The 14,696-nt window shown below is 54.9% G+C and carries 12 protein-coding genes; 4 read left to right on the forward strand and 8 right to left on the reverse strand.

The genetic code is table 11. From position 1 onward, the window contains the following. Positions 1 to 12: 12 nt before the first annotated feature. On the reverse strand, positions 13 to 246 hold the full coding sequence (locus AC0JZ1_RS06960) for a hypothetical protein (RefSeq protein WP_471881688.1): 234 nt from the start codon (positions 244 to 246) through the stop codon (positions 13 to 15). A gap of 428 nt (positions 247 to 674) precedes the next feature. Here AC0JZ1_RS06960 and AC0JZ1_RS06965 point away from each other — a divergent pair, with 428 nt between their 5' ends. The 3 genes from AC0JZ1_RS06965 to AC0JZ1_RS06975 all read left to right on the forward strand — a co-directional run bounded on the left by AC0JZ1_RS06965 (position 675) and on the right by AC0JZ1_RS06975 (position 4,572). Then, complete coding sequence (locus AC0JZ1_RS06965; protein ID WP_471881689.1) at positions 675 to 884, forward strand: hypothetical protein; 210 nt, start codon at positions 675 to 677, stop codon at positions 882 to 884. 88 nt (positions 885 to 972) lie between these two features. Then, complete coding sequence (locus AC0JZ1_RS06970) at positions 973 to 3,855, forward strand: hybrid sensor histidine kinase/response regulator (RefSeq protein WP_471881690.1); 2,883 nt, start codon at positions 973 to 975, stop codon at positions 3,853 to 3,855. Positions 3,856 to 3,954: 99 nt separating this feature from the next. After that, positions 3,955 to 4,572: a DUF2799 domain-containing protein gene (locus AC0JZ1_RS06975; protein ID WP_471881691.1), complete on the forward strand. Its 618-nt coding sequence runs from the start codon at positions 3,955 to 3,957 to the stop codon at positions 4,570 to 4,572. A gap of 46 nt (positions 4,573 to 4,618) precedes the next feature. Here AC0JZ1_RS06975 and AC0JZ1_RS06980 read toward each other — a convergent pair whose 3' ends face one another. Further along, positions 4,619 to 5,866: an AGE family epimerase/isomerase gene (locus tag AC0JZ1_RS06980; protein ID WP_471881692.1), complete on the reverse strand. Its 1,248-nt coding sequence runs from the start codon at positions 5,864 to 5,866 to the stop codon at positions 4,619 to 4,621. Positions 5,867 to 6,024: 158 nt separating this feature from the next. Here AC0JZ1_RS06980 and metH point away from each other — a divergent pair, with 158 nt between their 5' ends. Then, positions 6,025 to 9,795 (forward strand): methionine synthase, encoded by a 3,771-nt coding sequence (gene metH, locus AC0JZ1_RS06985; RefSeq protein WP_471881693.1) that lies wholly within the window; start codon positions 6,025 to 6,027, stop codon positions 9,793 to 9,795. Positions 9,796 to 10,059: 264 nt separating this feature from the next. Here metH and AC0JZ1_RS06990 read toward each other — a convergent pair whose 3' ends face one another. The 6 genes from AC0JZ1_RS06990 to AC0JZ1_RS07015 form a co-directional block, all read right to left on the reverse strand. Then, positions 10,060 to 10,356 (reverse strand): HigA family addiction module antitoxin, encoded by a 297-nt coding sequence (locus AC0JZ1_RS06990; protein ID WP_471881694.1) that lies wholly within the window; start codon positions 10,354 to 10,356, stop codon positions 10,060 to 10,062. Positions 10,357 to 10,376: 20 nt separating this feature from the next. After that, positions 10,377 to 10,658, reverse strand: a complete 282-nt coding sequence (locus AC0JZ1_RS06995; protein WP_471881695.1) for a type II toxin-antitoxin system RelE/ParE family toxin — start codon at positions 10,656 to 10,658, stop codon at positions 10,377 to 10,379. A gap of 100 nt (positions 10,659 to 10,758) precedes the next feature. After that, on the reverse strand, positions 10,759 to 11,802 hold the full coding sequence (locus AC0JZ1_RS07000; protein WP_471881696.1) for a zinc-dependent alcohol dehydrogenase family protein: 1,044 nt from the start codon (positions 11,800 to 11,802) through the stop codon (positions 10,759 to 10,761). A 56-nt stretch (positions 11,803 to 11,858) separates the two neighbouring features. Beyond that, complete coding sequence (locus AC0JZ1_RS07005) at positions 11,859 to 12,917, reverse strand: ABC transporter ATP-binding protein (RefSeq protein ID WP_471881697.1); 1,059 nt, start codon at positions 12,915 to 12,917, stop codon at positions 11,859 to 11,861. Positions 12,918 to 12,930: 13 nt separating this feature from the next. After that, on the reverse strand, positions 12,931 to 13,713 hold the full coding sequence (locus AC0JZ1_RS07010; RefSeq protein WP_471881698.1) for an ABC transporter permease: 783 nt from the start codon (positions 13,711 to 13,713) through the stop codon (positions 12,931 to 12,933). Further along, the gene (locus AC0JZ1_RS07015) at positions 13,710 to 14,600 is read right to left on the reverse strand and encodes an ABC transporter permease (RefSeq protein WP_471881699.1); all 891 of its coding nucleotides are present in this window, start codon (positions 14,598 to 14,600) and stop codon (positions 13,710 to 13,712) included. The genes AC0JZ1_RS07010 and AC0JZ1_RS07015 overlap by 4 nt, the downstream gene beginning before the upstream one ends. Between the last annotated feature and the right edge of the window lie 96 nt (positions 14,601 to 14,696).

Consider the following 14,696-nt stretch of genomic DNA (forward strand, 5'->3'; position numbering starts at 1 on the left):
AATTGCAAGCACTCAGGTCAGTGCCTTACGCGCCATGTGGCGTGCGACTAGGGATTGATCCAATCTGCGATAAAAATCATCTGCATGAGATTTTTGCAGTGCCGTCTGCAATTCCATGAGCTTCCGCTCTGTTGCCCGACGGCGCAGCTCGTCCAGATCTTCCAGCGCGACCCCGTCTGCCTGCATCAGTAGTGCGATCAACGGGTCGCTTTTTAATTCCTGATATGTCATTTCCCGTTCCATCATCGTGTCCTCCTATCACGCGAATCATCATGACCGAAGATTGCGACAAAAATTCTTTCGCCGTGCGTTTTCTCCGCTTCGTTCTTCTTCGGTTTATCCCCCATGTTCTGAATAGCACTTTATCTACATGCTGCCGTGAAAGTGCGCATCTATCATTTCAGAACAAAGACTTCACAGAGTTTTCATATGTGTACGCTACTGTGGAGAAGCTGTGGATAAAGTTGCGGCAACCAAAATCAGTTTCTGGTTTGTACGCGAATGTTCCGCATATGAACAAAATTGCTAATTCAGTTGCTTCGAATTAGCTACGGCAACTTTGGCACGAATTCGCTTCGTTGACTATGGTTAACATTAACTATTTTTGAATGGAGTGGAACGTAACCTGATGGCGGCCGTTTCTGGCGGCGGAATTCGTTGAGGAGGGCGCGTTAATGATGAAGTTTCTGCACACTCTCATACAAGAGGTCGATATCGCTGCGGAGGAGGGTGACGCTGTTGCCACCGGAACTTACGCAGACGGCCTGTTTCACCTCAATCGTTGTGGAATTGATGCTGAACGCTGTGAACGCAAGCGACTCTCCTATGGAAGGGATTTTCGTGCTGCGGCGCATCTGGCTGAGCAGCCCACACTGGCCGTCTAAACTTTCGCTATCTCCAGATACTCGCTTGTATAATAGCTGCTGCGCACTATAACCTTGTGCATCAGTGAATGCGGGCAGGGGACAGTGAATGTTTCGGCAGATCGGGCTGGCCGGGAGCGATATCGAGCAACTTTTCAACTCATCGCCCAATCCATATGTGATCATAGACGCCGAGTTGACAATCGTCGGTATGAATGACGCCTATCTGGCGGCGACGATGCAAACCCGTGACGCTTTGCTTGGGCGAAATATATTTGAACCTTTCCCTAGCGACCCTGACAGCGACAACGGTCGGATGCTGCGCCAGTCTTTTGCAAAGGTTATAAGCACTAGGCAGGTCGATCATCTTGCGCTCATTCCCTATCCCATCGCGTCGCCAGATGGCACGATGGAAGAACGCTATTGGAGCGCGACGCATACGCCGCTTCTCGATGAACAGGGCCGCGTCAAATTCATCCTTCAGTACACGGTGGATGTGACTGAACTGCACCAGTTGCGCCAATCCAACCAGCAATCAGGCTTCGATATTCAAACCGGTGTCATGCGTCGCGCAGATGCCGTTTCAGGCGAAAATCTGGCGCTGGGTGAGGAGCGCGAATATCTGCGCAGCCTGTTTGAGCAAGCGCCGGGGTTTATGGCCGTTTTGCGGGGCCCAACTCATGTGTTCGAAATTGCCAATGATGCATATCAAACGCTTGTGGGTCGCCGAGATCTGATCGGCAAATCCGTACGAGACGCGCTGCCAGACATTGATGGACAGGGCTTCTACGAGCTCCTTGATGATGTCTATCGAACAGGCAACGGTTATAGTGCCTCCAGTGCCCCGGTTCAGTTGCAGCGTGGCGCTGGAGTGGCAGATGAGCTGTATGTCGATTTCATTTTCCAGCCGCTGCTGGATCGTGACGGTGCTGTAACCGGGATCTTCGTACAAGGCCACGAAGTGACCGATGTGAAGCGAGCTCAGGATGCTGCGCAGGAAAGCGAAGATCGTTTCCGCACTTTGGCGGAATCTATTCCAAACCATGTCTGGACTGCCACACCATCGGGCCAGATGGATTGGTACAATGTTCAGATGCAGACCTACCTGGGATTCGATGAGCCAGCGCTGCGCGAAGGCTCAATTTCCGCATCGTTTCATCCCGATGATATTGAAAGGGTGCGTAGCGCCTGGAATAGTGCCGTTACAGGTGGCGAATTGTTTCAGGCAGAGCTTCGCCTGAAGTGCGCTAAGGGCAATTACCGTTGGTATATTTCACGCGCCGTGCCCATTCGCAATTCGTTGGGCGATATTGTTCGCTGGGTTGGAACCAACACCGATATCGAAGAGCAGAAGAAAACCGAAAGCCGGCTCGAAAATCTGGCCACGACGCTGGAAACGCGTGTTGAGGAGCGTACGGCTGAACTGCTCAAAACACAGGAAGTCCTGCGCCAGAGCCAAAAGATGGAAGCTATTGGCAATCTTGCTGGTGGCATTGCGCACGATTTCAACAACCTCTTGCAGGTGATAACCGGCAATCTTCAGCTGCTGCAGCGCGATTTCTCCGGGCAGGAAAATGTGGAGCGGCGCATGAACAATGCGCTGGCCGCAGCGTCTCGTGGAGCGCGGCTTGCCTCGCAGCTCCTCTCCTTCGGCAGGCGGCAGCCACTTGCGCCAAAGGTCATCAATCTTGGGCGGCTGGTGCGCGAGATGGATCATCTGATCCGCCGCAGCTTGGGTGAGGCAATCGAGATCGACACCATTGTGGGGGGCGGGCTTTGGAACACGCTGGTCGACCCGTCCAACGTGGAAAATGCGCTGCTCAATCTGGCCATTAATGCCCGCGATGCCATGGATGGCCGTGGACGCCTGACCGTTGAACTCGGCAATGCCTATCTGGATGACCGCTACGCGCAAAACGCGTTCGACGTTGAGGCAGGTCAGTATGTGATGCTGGCGGTCAGCGATACTGGCTGCGGCATGCCGCCGGATGTGCTTGCCCGCGCCTTCGATCCGTTCTTTACCACCAAGCCGGAAGGCAAGGGAACCGGCCTTGGCCTTTCCATGGTGTATGGCTTCGTGAAACAGTCGGGCGGCCATATCAACATCTATAGCGAACTGGGCAATGGGACCACGGTGCGTATCTACCTGCCCCGTTCCATGCAGGCTGAAGATGTTCTGGCAGAAGATACAGCAGGCGAGATTACCGGCGGCAGCGAAACCGTGCTTGTGGTAGAGGATGACGATGCCGTTCGCGACGTGACTGTCGCCATGCTTTCTGACCTTGGCTATAACGTGTTGAAAGCGCGGGATGCGGATGCGGGGCTTGCGATTATTGAAAGCGGCGTTCCCATCGATCTTCTGTTTACCGATGTGGTAATGCCCGGCAAATTGAAAAGTGGTGAGCTGGCCCGAAAAGCCAAGGAGCGGCGACCGGAACTGGAAGTGCTGTTTACCTCCGGTTACACAGAAAATTCCATTGTCCATGGCGGCAGGCTGGACCCTGGCGTGAACCTGCTGAGCAAGCCTTATGCGCGTGAAACGCTGGCTCGCAAGATCCGCATGTTGCTCGACAAGGCAAAAGACCGCGCCGTTCAGTCAAAAACGCCAGTCTCGACAGAACAGGCAATGCCAGCTTCCATTCGGGTATTGTTGTGTGAAGATGAAGCGCTGATCCGTATATCGACAGCCGACTATCTGCAGGATTTCGGAATGGTTGTCGTGGAAGCGGGAACAGGTCGCGAAGCCATGGATGCCATCGACGGTGCTGCCATCGATATTCTCGTCACCGATGTGCATTTGCCGGACATGAACGGCCTGGACCTGATCCTCAAGCTTCGGGAAAACCACCCCACGCTTCCCGTGATCTTCGCGACTGGAGATTTGCACGTACCGGGCTCTGAGGCGCTCGATCAATCCAGCCTCGTTACGAAGCCATATGATTACGATGAACTTGCAAAGCGTATTCGCGAAATGGTGCGAGGAAGACGGTAAATCCTAACCAGTTGTTGATGATTTTGGCTGATGCGCCAGGCCATCTGGCAGTCTTCCTTAATTCCTGCTTAGTTCTCCGGCAGATTGCCGGGGGGTATCATGCGAAAACTTGCACTTATTGTTTCTGGGATGGCTGTCCTTTGCGCACTGCCTTCCTGCTATTCATTGTCGAAAGAAGAATGTATCGCCGCCAATTGGAAAGTGATTGGCGATACAGACGGCGCAGCGGGGCGCGATCCGCAAAGCCGCTTTGCCGAGCATGTCAAATCCTGCGAGCGCGTTAAGATCGTGCCGGACCAATCGACCTGGTATCAGGGCTTCCAGGAAGGGGTTAAACGCTACTGCACACCGCTTAGCGGTGCGCAGCATGGGGAGGCAGGTGATGGCTATAACAATGTCTGCCCGCCACAAACGGCCACTGGCTTCATGCAGGGCTATGCATTGGGCAAGCGCGTTCATGACATTCGCCAACGCAAGGATTCAGTTGATTCTAGTATTAGCTCTCGACAGTCTGAAATCGATCAGGCCTATTTTGCGTTGAAGTCAGCCAAGGATGATGAACGTCGTGACCTGCAACGCCGTATCGACGACAACGATTTTGAAATCCGCCGGCTGCGGCGGGATTCCGACGATCTGCGTTACGAGCTGTCAGATGCAGAGGCCGAACTGAGCGACTTCCGCATGAGCCCGATGGCGGCTGGAAGGCCCGTTCGGTAATGATTGTGACCCTCAGGCCACACCCGCCTGAGGCTCACAAATTCAATTATAGCGAACCACCGTGTTCGGCCACGACTTTGGTAAGGCTGCCTGTTGCCGGGAACAGCGGGATGAGGCAAGCCTGCATGGCGTGGTAGATATCGCCCTTGCCAGGAAAGAGCGTGTTTGAAGGCTGAAGGTCTTCGTTCGTCTCTTCAAACCAGCCGCCATTTTCCCGATCGATAAAATGGGCCGCGATGGTAGACCAGATCTGGCGATAGCTGGCTTCATGAAACGTGCTTGGCGCATGGTGGTTCAGGAAGTGCGCGGCTCCAGCCGCTTCGCACATGGGCCACCATAGCTTTGAGCGCTTCTCTGGCTTGTCCTGCCAATCAAGAGTGTAGAAGAAGCCGCCTTTCTCGGCGTCCCATCCGAGTATCATGGAGCGCTCGAAAAGAGCCGTGGCGGCTTCCGGCATCCAGCTGTGCTTGTTGCCGCCCAATGCATAAAGCTGCAGCAGCAGCCTTGCCCATTCCAGCCAATGGCCGGGGGTGGTGCCAGCCGGGCGGAACATTTCATTCGGGTGGTAATAGTTGCGGTCGACCACCCAATTCTCATCGAAGTGTTCAGCGACCCGGAAACCTTCTTCCCGTGCGCGACGGTTGATCAGAAGGTCCGCAATGCGTTCTGCCTTGGAAAGGTAATGGGTTTCGCCGGTGACCTCATAGGCTGCCATCAGGCTCTCGGTGAGGTGCATGTTAGAATTCTGACCGCGATAGCCGGGAACAGGCTGCCAATCTTGCGAGAATTCTTCCGCTATTGCCCCGTGCTGATCCTCCCAGAAGTGCGTTTCCAGCACTTCGGTAATATCTGCCAGCATGGCATCTGCCAGCGGATGGCCAACTGTCTTGGCTGAGGATGCTGCCAACAGGACAAAGGCGTGGCCGTAACCCTGCTTGGAGGCATCGGCGGCCCCTTCATCATTGGCCTGCCAGAAATAGCCGCCATATTTCGTGTCGCGATGCTTCTCCCAAAGATAGCGCATTCCATGATCGACTACATCGGCGGCACCGGGACGGCCCAAGAGATCCGCAATAGCAAAGCAATGCACCATGCGGGCGCTGGCATGAATCCCGCGGGCGGGGTTATTGGGATCAAGCGCCTGACCTTTTGGGTCCAGATCGTAAAACCCGCCTTTTGGATTAACGGCCCGGTACTGGAAGAAATCCATCAAGCTTTCCGCCTGAGAGAGAAGCCATTGGCGGTGATAAGGGCGACCTGCCCAACGCGGCGGATTGTTACCGGACGTGACCATTAAGATCTCCTCGCAAGCGAAACAGAATGTATTGTTATTGGTTCGCAGGTTAGAACTCAGAGGGCAAGAGCTTGATAAGTTTCAAGCGATTGAATTGACATAAAGATATCTTTATGTGATTAAACGTTGTGGTTCGCGGTGAGTGTGAGGAGATGCCAATGTTCGATCATCTATTTGGCCCAGAGGGCGCAAATCGCAATGGTAGCGAGATTTTCGAAGCGCTGGCAAAGGCGGCACGCGAACGCATTCTTATTCTCGATGGTGCCATGGGCACTCAGATCCAGGGACTTGGCTTTCAGGAAGAACATTTTCGCGGCGATCGCTTCTTCAATTGTGCGTGTCACCAGCAGGGTAATAATGACCTTCTGATCCTCACACAGCCGCAAGCCATCGAAGATATCCACTATCGCTACGCCATGGCCGGTGCGGATATCATCGAAACCAACACCTTCTCATCCACGCGTATCGCCCAGGCCGACTACGAGATGGAAGGCGCCGTTTACGACCTCAACAAGGAAGGTGCGCAAGTGGTGCGCCGCGCCATTGAGCGCGCGCAGCGGGAAGATGGTAAGCGCCGGTTTGTGGCGGGTGCCATTGGCCCCACCAACCGTACGGCCTCTATCTCGCCGGATGTGAACAATCCGGGCTTCCGTGCTGTGAGCTTCGATGACTTGAGGCTGGCCTATGCCGAGCAGATTGATGGTCTGATCGATGGCGGCGCCGATATCATCTTGATCGAGACCATTTTCGATACGCTGAATGCGAAGGCGGCGATCTTCGCGTGTGAGGAGCGTTTTGCAGAGAAAGGTATTCGCCTGCCGGTCATGATCTCCGGCACGATCACCGATCTTTCAGGACGTACGCTCTCCGGCCAGACGCCAACAGCCTTCTGGAACTCCGTTCGCCATGCCAATCCATTTACGATTGGCTTTAACTGCGCATTGGGTGCTGACGCCATGCGCCCACATTTGCAGGAAGTTTCCGCCATTGCGGATACGTTTGTCTGCGCTTATCCGAATGCTGGCCTGCCAAACGAATTTGGCCAATACGATCAGTCGCCCGATGATATGGCCCGTCAAGTGCGGCAGTTCGCCAAGGAAGGCCTGGTCAACGTGGTTGGTGGTTGCTGCGGCTCCACCCCGGAGCATATTCGCGCCATTGCAGAAACCGTGAAGGAATTTGCACCGCGTCAGGTGCCGGAACACCGTCCCTTCATGTCGCTTTCCGGCCTTGAGCCATTCGAACTGACCAAGGAAATTCCTTTCGTCAACGTTGGTGAGCGCACGAACGTGACAGGCTCTGCCAAGTTCCGCAAGCTCATCACCGCTGCTGATTACACCTCTGCCTTGGTGGTTGCACGCGACCAGGTGGAAAACGGTGCCCAGATCATCGACATCAACATGGATGAAGGCCTGATCGATTCTGGCCGCGCCATGGTGGAATTCTTGAACCTCATTGCTGCCGAGCCGGATATCGCTCGGGTTCCGGTGATGATCGATAGCTCGAAATTCGAGATCATTGAAGCTGGCTTGAAGTGTGTCCAGGGCAAGGCAATTGTGAACTCCATCTCACTGAAAGAGGGTGAGGAAAAGTTCATTGAACAGGGCCGGTTGATCCGCCGCTTCGGTGCCGCTGTTGTGGTCATGGCCTTTGATGAACAGGGGCAAGCCGATAGCTATGACCGCAAGGTGGAAATCTGCCGCCGCGCCTATAAGATCCTGACGGAACAGATCGGCTTCTTACCGGAAGATATTATCTTCGACCCCAATGTCTTTGCCGTCGCAACGGGCATTGAGGAGCACAATAATTACGGCGTGGACTTTATCGAAGCCACGCGCACCATCCGGCAGGAAATGCCCCTTGTGCACATTTCTGGTGGTGTCTCCAACCTGTCCTTCTCTTTCCGCGGCAATGAGCCGGTGCGCGAAGCCATGCACGCCGTCTTCCTATATCACGCCATTCAAGTGGGCATGGATATGGGAATCGTGAATGCGGGTCAGCTGGCGATCTATGAAAACATCGATCCTGAGCTGCGCGATGCCTGTGAGGATGTTGTTCTCAATCGTCGTTCGGATGCGACGGAGCGGCTTTTGGAAATCGCAGAGCGTTTCCGTGGCGCTGGCGCACGCGAAGCAAAGGCGCAGGATCTTTCCTGGCGTGAGTGGAGTGTTGAGAAGCGGCTGGAACATGCGCTGGTCAACGGCATTACCGATTATATCGAAGCCGATACGGAAGAGGCGCGCCAAAGTGCTGCCCGCCCGTTGCACGTCATCGAAGGTCCGCTGATGGCAGGCATGAATGTGGTCGGTGACCTCTTCGGCTCCGGCAAGATGTTCCTGCCGCAGGTGGTCAAGTCCGCACGCGTGATGAAACAGGCGGTGGCTGTTCTTCTACCTTACATGGAGGAAGAGAAGCGCCTGAACGGCGGCACCGAACGTCAGGCCGCTGGCAAGGTGCTGATGGCCACTGTAAAGGGCGACGTACATGATATTGGCAAGAACATTGTCGGGGTCGTTCTCGCCTGTAACAATTACGAGATCATCGATCTCGGCGTGATGGTTCCCGCCACCAAAATTCTCGAAACTGCCATTGCGGAAAAGGTCGATGTCATCGGGCTGTCAGGCCTCATCACGCCGTCGTTGGATGAAATGGTGAACGTGGCTGCGGAAATGCAGCGACAGGGCTTCGAGGTTCCGCTTCTCATCGGTGGGGCTACAACGAGCCGCGTCCATACGGCGGTGAAAATCCACCCGCAATATCAAATCGGGCAGGCGGTTTATGTGACCGATGCCAGCCGTGCTGTCGGTGTCGTGTCCAACCTTCTGTCGGAAACGGCGCGGGAAGATTACGTGGCCGGTATTCGTGCCGAATATGCCAAGGTAGCCGCCGCCCATGCGCGGGCAGAGGCGGAGAAGGTGCGTCTGCCGCTGGCTCGCGCGCGCGCCAATGCGCAACAGGTGGATTGGGCGGTCTATGAGCCAACGCGTCCGAGCTTCCTTGGAACCAAGGTGTTTGACAATTATTCCCTCGAGGAACTGGTGCCCTACATCGACTGGACGCCATTCTTCCAGACCTGGGAATTGAAGGGGCGCTATCCTGCTATTCTGGATGATGAGAAGCAGGGTGAAGCGGCACGCCAGCTCTATAGCGATGCTCAGGCCATGCTGGCCAAGATCGTTGAAGAAAAGTGGTTCCGTCCTCGCGCTGTCATCGGCTTTTGGCCCGCCAATGCTGTTGGGGACGACATTCGCGTTTATGCAAAAGAAGACCGCAGCGAAGACCTGGCCACCTTTTACACGCTGCGCCAGCAGCTTTCAAAGCGCGATGGTCGCCCGAATGTGGCGCTTTCGGATTTTGTAGCACCCATAGATAGCGGCAAATTGGATTATGTCGGCGGCTTCGTTGTGACTGCGGGCATAGAGGAAGTAGCCATTGCTGAACGTTTCGAACGCGCGAACGATGACTATTCATCCATTCTCGTGAAGGCGCTAGCCGACCGTTTTGCCGAAGCCTTTGCCGAGCGGATGCATGAGGAAGTGCGCCGCAACTATTGGGGCTATGCCAAGAGCGAAAACTTCTCAAACGAGGAGTTGATCCATGAGAACTATGCGGGCATTCGTCCTGCACCGGGCTATCCCGCCCAGCCAGACCACACAGAAAAGCGTACCCTTTTCAACATTCTTGATGCAGAAAATACGACAGGTGTAACGCTGACGGAAAGCTACGCCATGTGGCCGGGCTCATCCGTCTCTGGTCTTTATATCGGTCACCCTGATAGCTATTATTTCGGCGTTGCCAAGGTCGAGCGCGATCAGGTGGAAGATTATGCGGGCCGCAAGGGCATGGATATCGCAGAAGTAGAGCGTTGGCTTGGCCCCGTGCTGAACTATGTTCCGGGCGGCGCACAGGAATCGGAAGAGGCGGCCTGAGCCGCCTCCAGAGATCAGTTCTTTTTGATCCCCTCACATCGCAACTGATATGATCCTGCCTCATATCGACGGCGATTTCCCGCTTGCATGTCGACATGGCGTGGGCAGGAGCCGTTTGCCTTATGAGGTTTGCACATCAAGCAACCGGCGCGACGGTTCTTGGGACGCTTACGTTTATAATGCATAATATTTCTCCGTGTCCCGGCGCGGCCTCTCGCCGCCCGGCCATTTTGGAGAAATTTTGGCTTATGCTTCGATAGTTGATCATGCCGCTCTGAATTCCGATATATTCGCCAGCTGATCCTTCAACGCTTCGGCCTGTATTTCCAGATCATAGTGTGATTGCAGGTTCATCCAGAATTCCGGAGATGTCCCGAAGAACTTGGCAAGGCGAAGTGCCGTGTCGGTCGTTACCGATGTCATTTCCTTGGCAAGCCGTTCAATGCGTGTGCGAGGAACGTCCAATTGCTTTGCTAATCGGCCTGTGCTCAAGTTCAGTGGAACAAGATATTCTTCCCGAAGTATTTCACCCGGATGTACTGGGTTAAGTTTTTCAGTCATATCCTCACCTCTTCAGCGCTTCAGTGGTAATCAACGATTTCAATGTTATCTGCGCCACCATCTTTCCAGATGAAGCAGATCCGCCACTGATCGTTGATGCGGATCGAATGCTGCCCATGTCTATCGCCTTTTAGCGCTTCAAACCGATTTCCAGGCGGTGAGCGAAGGTCTTCAAGTCGTACGGCAGCATGCAACATAGTCAGTTTTCGCAGTGCAACCTTCTGTATGTTGGTTGGCAAACCTTTCGCTGCTTTGCGATGAAAAAGGGCTCCTGTTCGTAAATTACCAAAGGTTCGGATCACACAAAATGAACTTTCTGTATCGTGTTATGATACATAGTACGGAAGAAATGAAAAGCAAAAAGAGGAACTAGGAGGCGGCCTGAGCCGCCTCACCACTAAACTATTCAAATTGATCAATGATGCTGATGCCGTTTTCCTGGAACTTGTCCATAGCGGGCAGGGCGGTCGCGGCATCGGACAATGTGATGTGGCGGCCGATCAGCTTTTCCGGTGCAAGGCTGCCAGCTTCGATCATGGCTAGCATATCATCGTAGCGCCAAGCCTGCATGCCGTGGCTGCCGTAAATTTCCAACTCATGGCCGATCACGCGAGCCATGGGGATTTGTGGCATGGCATGGTCCGCCAGCATCAGGCCTACCTGAACATGGCGACCACGACGACGCAGGTTTGAGATGGAGTTGCAGCAGGTTTGGGGGTGGCCAAGCGCATCGACGGAAACATGTGCGCCCCCACCCGTGGCATCGCGCACGGCTTCTGCCACATCAGCCACACTGCGGCTGTTGATCAGCACTTCCGCGCCAAGCGATTTGGCCATTGCGAGCTTGTCTTCCGCGATATCGATGGCAACGACGCGTGCGCCCAGGCCCTTGGCAATCATGATGGCGGAGAGGCCAACGCCGCCGCAGCCGTGAACTGCCAGCCACTCGCCACCCTTCAATCGTCCTTGATCCACCACGGCGCGGAATGAGGTGGCAAAGCGGCAACCAAGGCTGGCTGCCGTGGCATAGCTCATGCTCTCCGGCAGGTGTACGAGGTTCTGTTCTGCGTGGTTGATGGCCACATATTCTGCAAACGACCCCCAATGGGTAAAGCCGGGTTGGAACTGAGCCTCGCAAACCTGCTGGTTGCCGGAGCGGCATTCGTGGCAATGGCCGCAACCGGATACGAAAGGTACGGTGACCCGATCACCAACCTTGAAGCGGCGAATGTCCTTTCCGACGGCAGAGATGACGCCAGCGAATTCGTGACCGGGCACATGCGGCAGGCGGATGTCTGGATCGTGACCCATCCAGCCATGCCAATCGCTGCGGCAAAGGCCGGTGGCTTTCACCTCTATGACCACGCCGTCCGCCGTGGGTTCCGGGTCCGGCAGGGTTGCTACTTTCGGTGCCTCGCCAAAAAGTTCATAAAATAATGCGCGCATGAATGCCTCCTGAGATGAGCTTGCAGTAGTGCCTTTTCTCAGAAGGAAACAGCGGTCTACTCTGCTAGAATCATCAAATCTTCTGATGCAAATCTGAGGTTGATCTGCTCACCGGGCGCGGGTGGTGCAGTGCCGGGATCGTTGAACATATCGAACGACAGTGTCGTACCGCCCACATCCAATCGCGTACGGATGACAGAGCCGAGGAAGTGGCTTGATGTGACGACGCCAGAAATCTGTACATCTCCCTTGAAGCCTTCGCTGAGCGATCCTGCTTCCGGGCGCAGCGCCACGGTGATTTTCTCACCATCAGGCTTGTTGAGCGGCTTCTTCAGCAAGATCTGTTGGTTGCCAATGGCAATGCGATTTTCGGATGCGTCGAGAACTTTGGCTTCGATGAGGTTTAATGTACCGACGAAGGACGCGACGAAGCGCGTGGTCGGATTATTATAGATCTCGAAAGGCGTGCCGATTTGATCTGCCTTGCCTGCATTCATAACCACGATACGGTCGGATATTGAAAGCGCCTCTTCCTGATCGTGAGTAACGAACACCGTTGTGATGCCGAGCTTGCGTTGGATCTGACGGATTTCTTCGCGCAGAGAAACGCGGATTTTTGCGTCGAGCGCTGATAGTGGCTCGTCCAACAACAGAACCTGAGGGGCTGGGGCAAGGGCACGCGCCAGTGCCACGCGCTGCTGCTGCCCTCCAGACATTTGGTAAGGATACCGGTCCGCCAGATGCTCAAGGCCGATGAGTTTCAGCATTTCATCCACGCGGCTCTTGATCTCAGCCTTGGATTTTCCCGCCACCTTGAGGCCGAACGCAACGTTGTCGAAAACATTCATGTTCGGAAAAAGTGCATAGGCCTGAAACACCATGCCGATGTTGCGCTGGTTCGGGCGAAGGTTCGTCTGGTCCTTTCCACCGATCATGATGCTGCCGTTCGATGGCGTTTCGAAACCAGCAATCATGCGCAGTACGGTCGTCTTGCCGCAGCCGGAAGGGCCAAGGAAGGAGATGAACTCGCCTTTTTCGATGGACATGGTGAAATCATGCACAACCCGGACCGAGCCGAAGGACTTTTGCAAGTGAGAAAGCGTGAGAAAGCTCATGTAAATACTATCCTCAAACCGGGCGCTGCGCGGATTTTTGCAGGCGGGAGACCAGCTGGATCAGGCCAAGGCAGCCCCAGGTGATGGCGAAGGCGATAACGGCAAGGGCGGCGGGTTCATAAGCACGGTTTGCGCCCAGGAGCTGCATGTACGGACCGAAAGCCGGGCGGTTCAGCAGCGCCGCCATGGTAAATTCGCCAATGACGATGGCAAAGGTCAGGAAGGCGCCGGAAAGTACGGCGATGAGCACATTGGGCAGAATGATACGCGCAATAATGGTGAACCAGCCTGCACCCAGGCTTTGGGCAGCCTCCGTCAAAGTCGTCACATCGATTGTGCGCAACCCGGTGTCAACCGCGCGGTACATATAAGGCAGCGCCAGAACCGTATAGCCGCAGACAAGCAGGAAATCCGTTCCGAAGGCGCTTCCGGTCAGCGGCAACCAGCTTGATGTGTTGTAAAGCCGGATGTAGCCGAAGACCACAACGATGGCCGGAATAACCAGCGGCAGCAGTGTGATGAATTCGATGTAGGGACGAAGAAAAGGCAGCTTGAGCCGAACCCAATAGGCTGTCGGTACCACGAGAAAGACACCGAGAAGGATGGTGAACAGCGCAAGCGTGATGGAGTAGGTGAAGGTTGCGCTGAAGCGGTCGTCGGCAAATACCTTCATATAGGCGTCGAAAGAATATTCGCCGCGGCGCATTTTCAGTGAGAAATTCGTCATGCCGATGAGTGGCAGGATGAAATAGAGAAGGCCGACGATGAGAGCGGCCCAAGCCCAAAGACGTTTCATTTCATCCACCTTTCACTGCGCGCCCGCAGCAAGATGTAAACCGTGTTAGCAATGCCGGTGACGACAATCATGCCGAAGGCAAGCGCATAACCAAGATGTGGATCGCCCAGCACATCGCCGCGAATTTGCGCAAACAGCAGGATCGGCACGATGTTGAGAGAGGAGCCAGTAAGCGCAATGGCGGTTGCGACCGCCCCGAAGGCGTTCGCGAAAAGCAGCGCGAAAGTGCCAAGGATTGCGGGTGTGAGAACAGGCAGGGCAACCATCCGCCAATATTGAAAATTAGTGGCACCAAGAATGGATGCCGCTTCCCGCCACTCTTTCTTCAGACCATCGAGCGCGGGTGTGATGATCAGCACCATCAACGGGATCTGGAAGAAGAGATAGGTGAGGGTAAGACCCCAAAAGGACAGAAGGTTGAAGCCCAGCGCGCGAAGGTTCACGCCGAACTGTTGCTGGAGAAAAACGGTAATGAAGCCCAGTGGCCCAAGCGTTGCGAGGAAGGCAAAGGCCAGGGGAACGCCAGCGAAGTTTGAGGCAACGCCTGAGAAGGTAAGCAAAGGGCCGCGAATCCATCGCGGCAAGCCACCCAGCACCACGGCTGCTGCAACGCCAAAGCCAATCAGACAGCCGAAGAAGGCGGAAGCAATGCTGATGCGGATGGAAATCCCGTATGCTGCCATAATGGAGGGGGTAAACAGGTTCAGCACGTTTTCGAAACTGAAGCTTCCATCCGGCCTTTGAAAAGCACCAACGACGATCTTCAAAGTCGGCATAATCAGAAAAAGGATAATGAAGGCGGCGAACGGCACGATGCCCAGCCAATGCAGGGGCAGGCGCATTTTGCGCGCCAGTGCAGGCTGTGCCGGGTGTGTATCTATCGTCATTCCCCTCGTTCCCGCTCGTTGTCAAGCAACGTTATTGTTTTATGTCAGTTTGCGATGCTGTCCCGGCCAATGCAACCGGGACAGCACGTTTTCAAG

The organism is Affinirhizobium capsici, assembly GCF_977018625.1.

What these genes read in the sequence shown, in the direction of transcription:
- AC0JZ1_RS06960 (WP_471881688.1), bottom strand. Translation starts at nt 246, where the DNA reads ATGATGGAACGGGAAATGACATATCAGGAATTAAAAAGCGACCCGTTG.
- AC0JZ1_RS06975 (WP_471881691.1), top strand. Translation starts at nt 3,955, where the DNA reads ATGCGAAAACTTGCACTTATTGTTTCTGGGATGGCTGTCCTTTGCGCA.
- AC0JZ1_RS06980 (WP_471881692.1), bottom strand. Translation starts at nt 5,866, where the DNA reads ATGGTCACGTCCGGTAACAATCCGCCGCGTTGGGCAGGTCGCCCTTAT.
- AC0JZ1_RS06990 (WP_471881694.1), bottom strand. Translation starts at nt 10,356, where the DNA reads ATGACTGAAAAACTTAACCCAGTACATCCGGGTGAAATACTTCGGGAA.
- AC0JZ1_RS07015 (WP_471881699.1), bottom strand. Translation starts at nt 14,600, where the DNA reads ATGACGATAGATACACACCCGGCACAGCCTGCACTGGCGCGCAAAATG.
- AC0JZ1_RS07000 (WP_471881696.1), bottom strand. Translation starts at nt 11,802, where the DNA reads ATGCGCGCATTATTTTATGAACTTTTTGGCGAGGCACCGAAAGTAGCA.
- AC0JZ1_RS07005 (WP_471881697.1), bottom strand. Translation starts at nt 12,917, where the DNA reads ATGAGCTTTCTCACGCTTTCTCACTTGCAAAAGTCCTTCGGCTCGGTC.
- AC0JZ1_RS06965 (WP_471881689.1), top strand. Translation starts at nt 675, where the DNA reads ATGATGAAGTTTCTGCACACTCTCATACAAGAGGTCGATATCGCTGCG.
- AC0JZ1_RS06970 (WP_471881690.1), top strand. Translation starts at nt 973, where the DNA reads ATGTTTCGGCAGATCGGGCTGGCCGGGAGCGATATCGAGCAACTTTTC.
- metH (WP_471881693.1), top strand. Translation starts at nt 6,025, where the DNA reads ATGTTCGATCATCTATTTGGCCCAGAGGGCGCAAATCGCAATGGTAGC.
- AC0JZ1_RS07010 (WP_471881698.1), bottom strand. Translation starts at nt 13,713, where the DNA reads ATGAAACGTCTTTGGGCTTGGGCCGCTCTCATCGTCGGCCTTCTCTAT.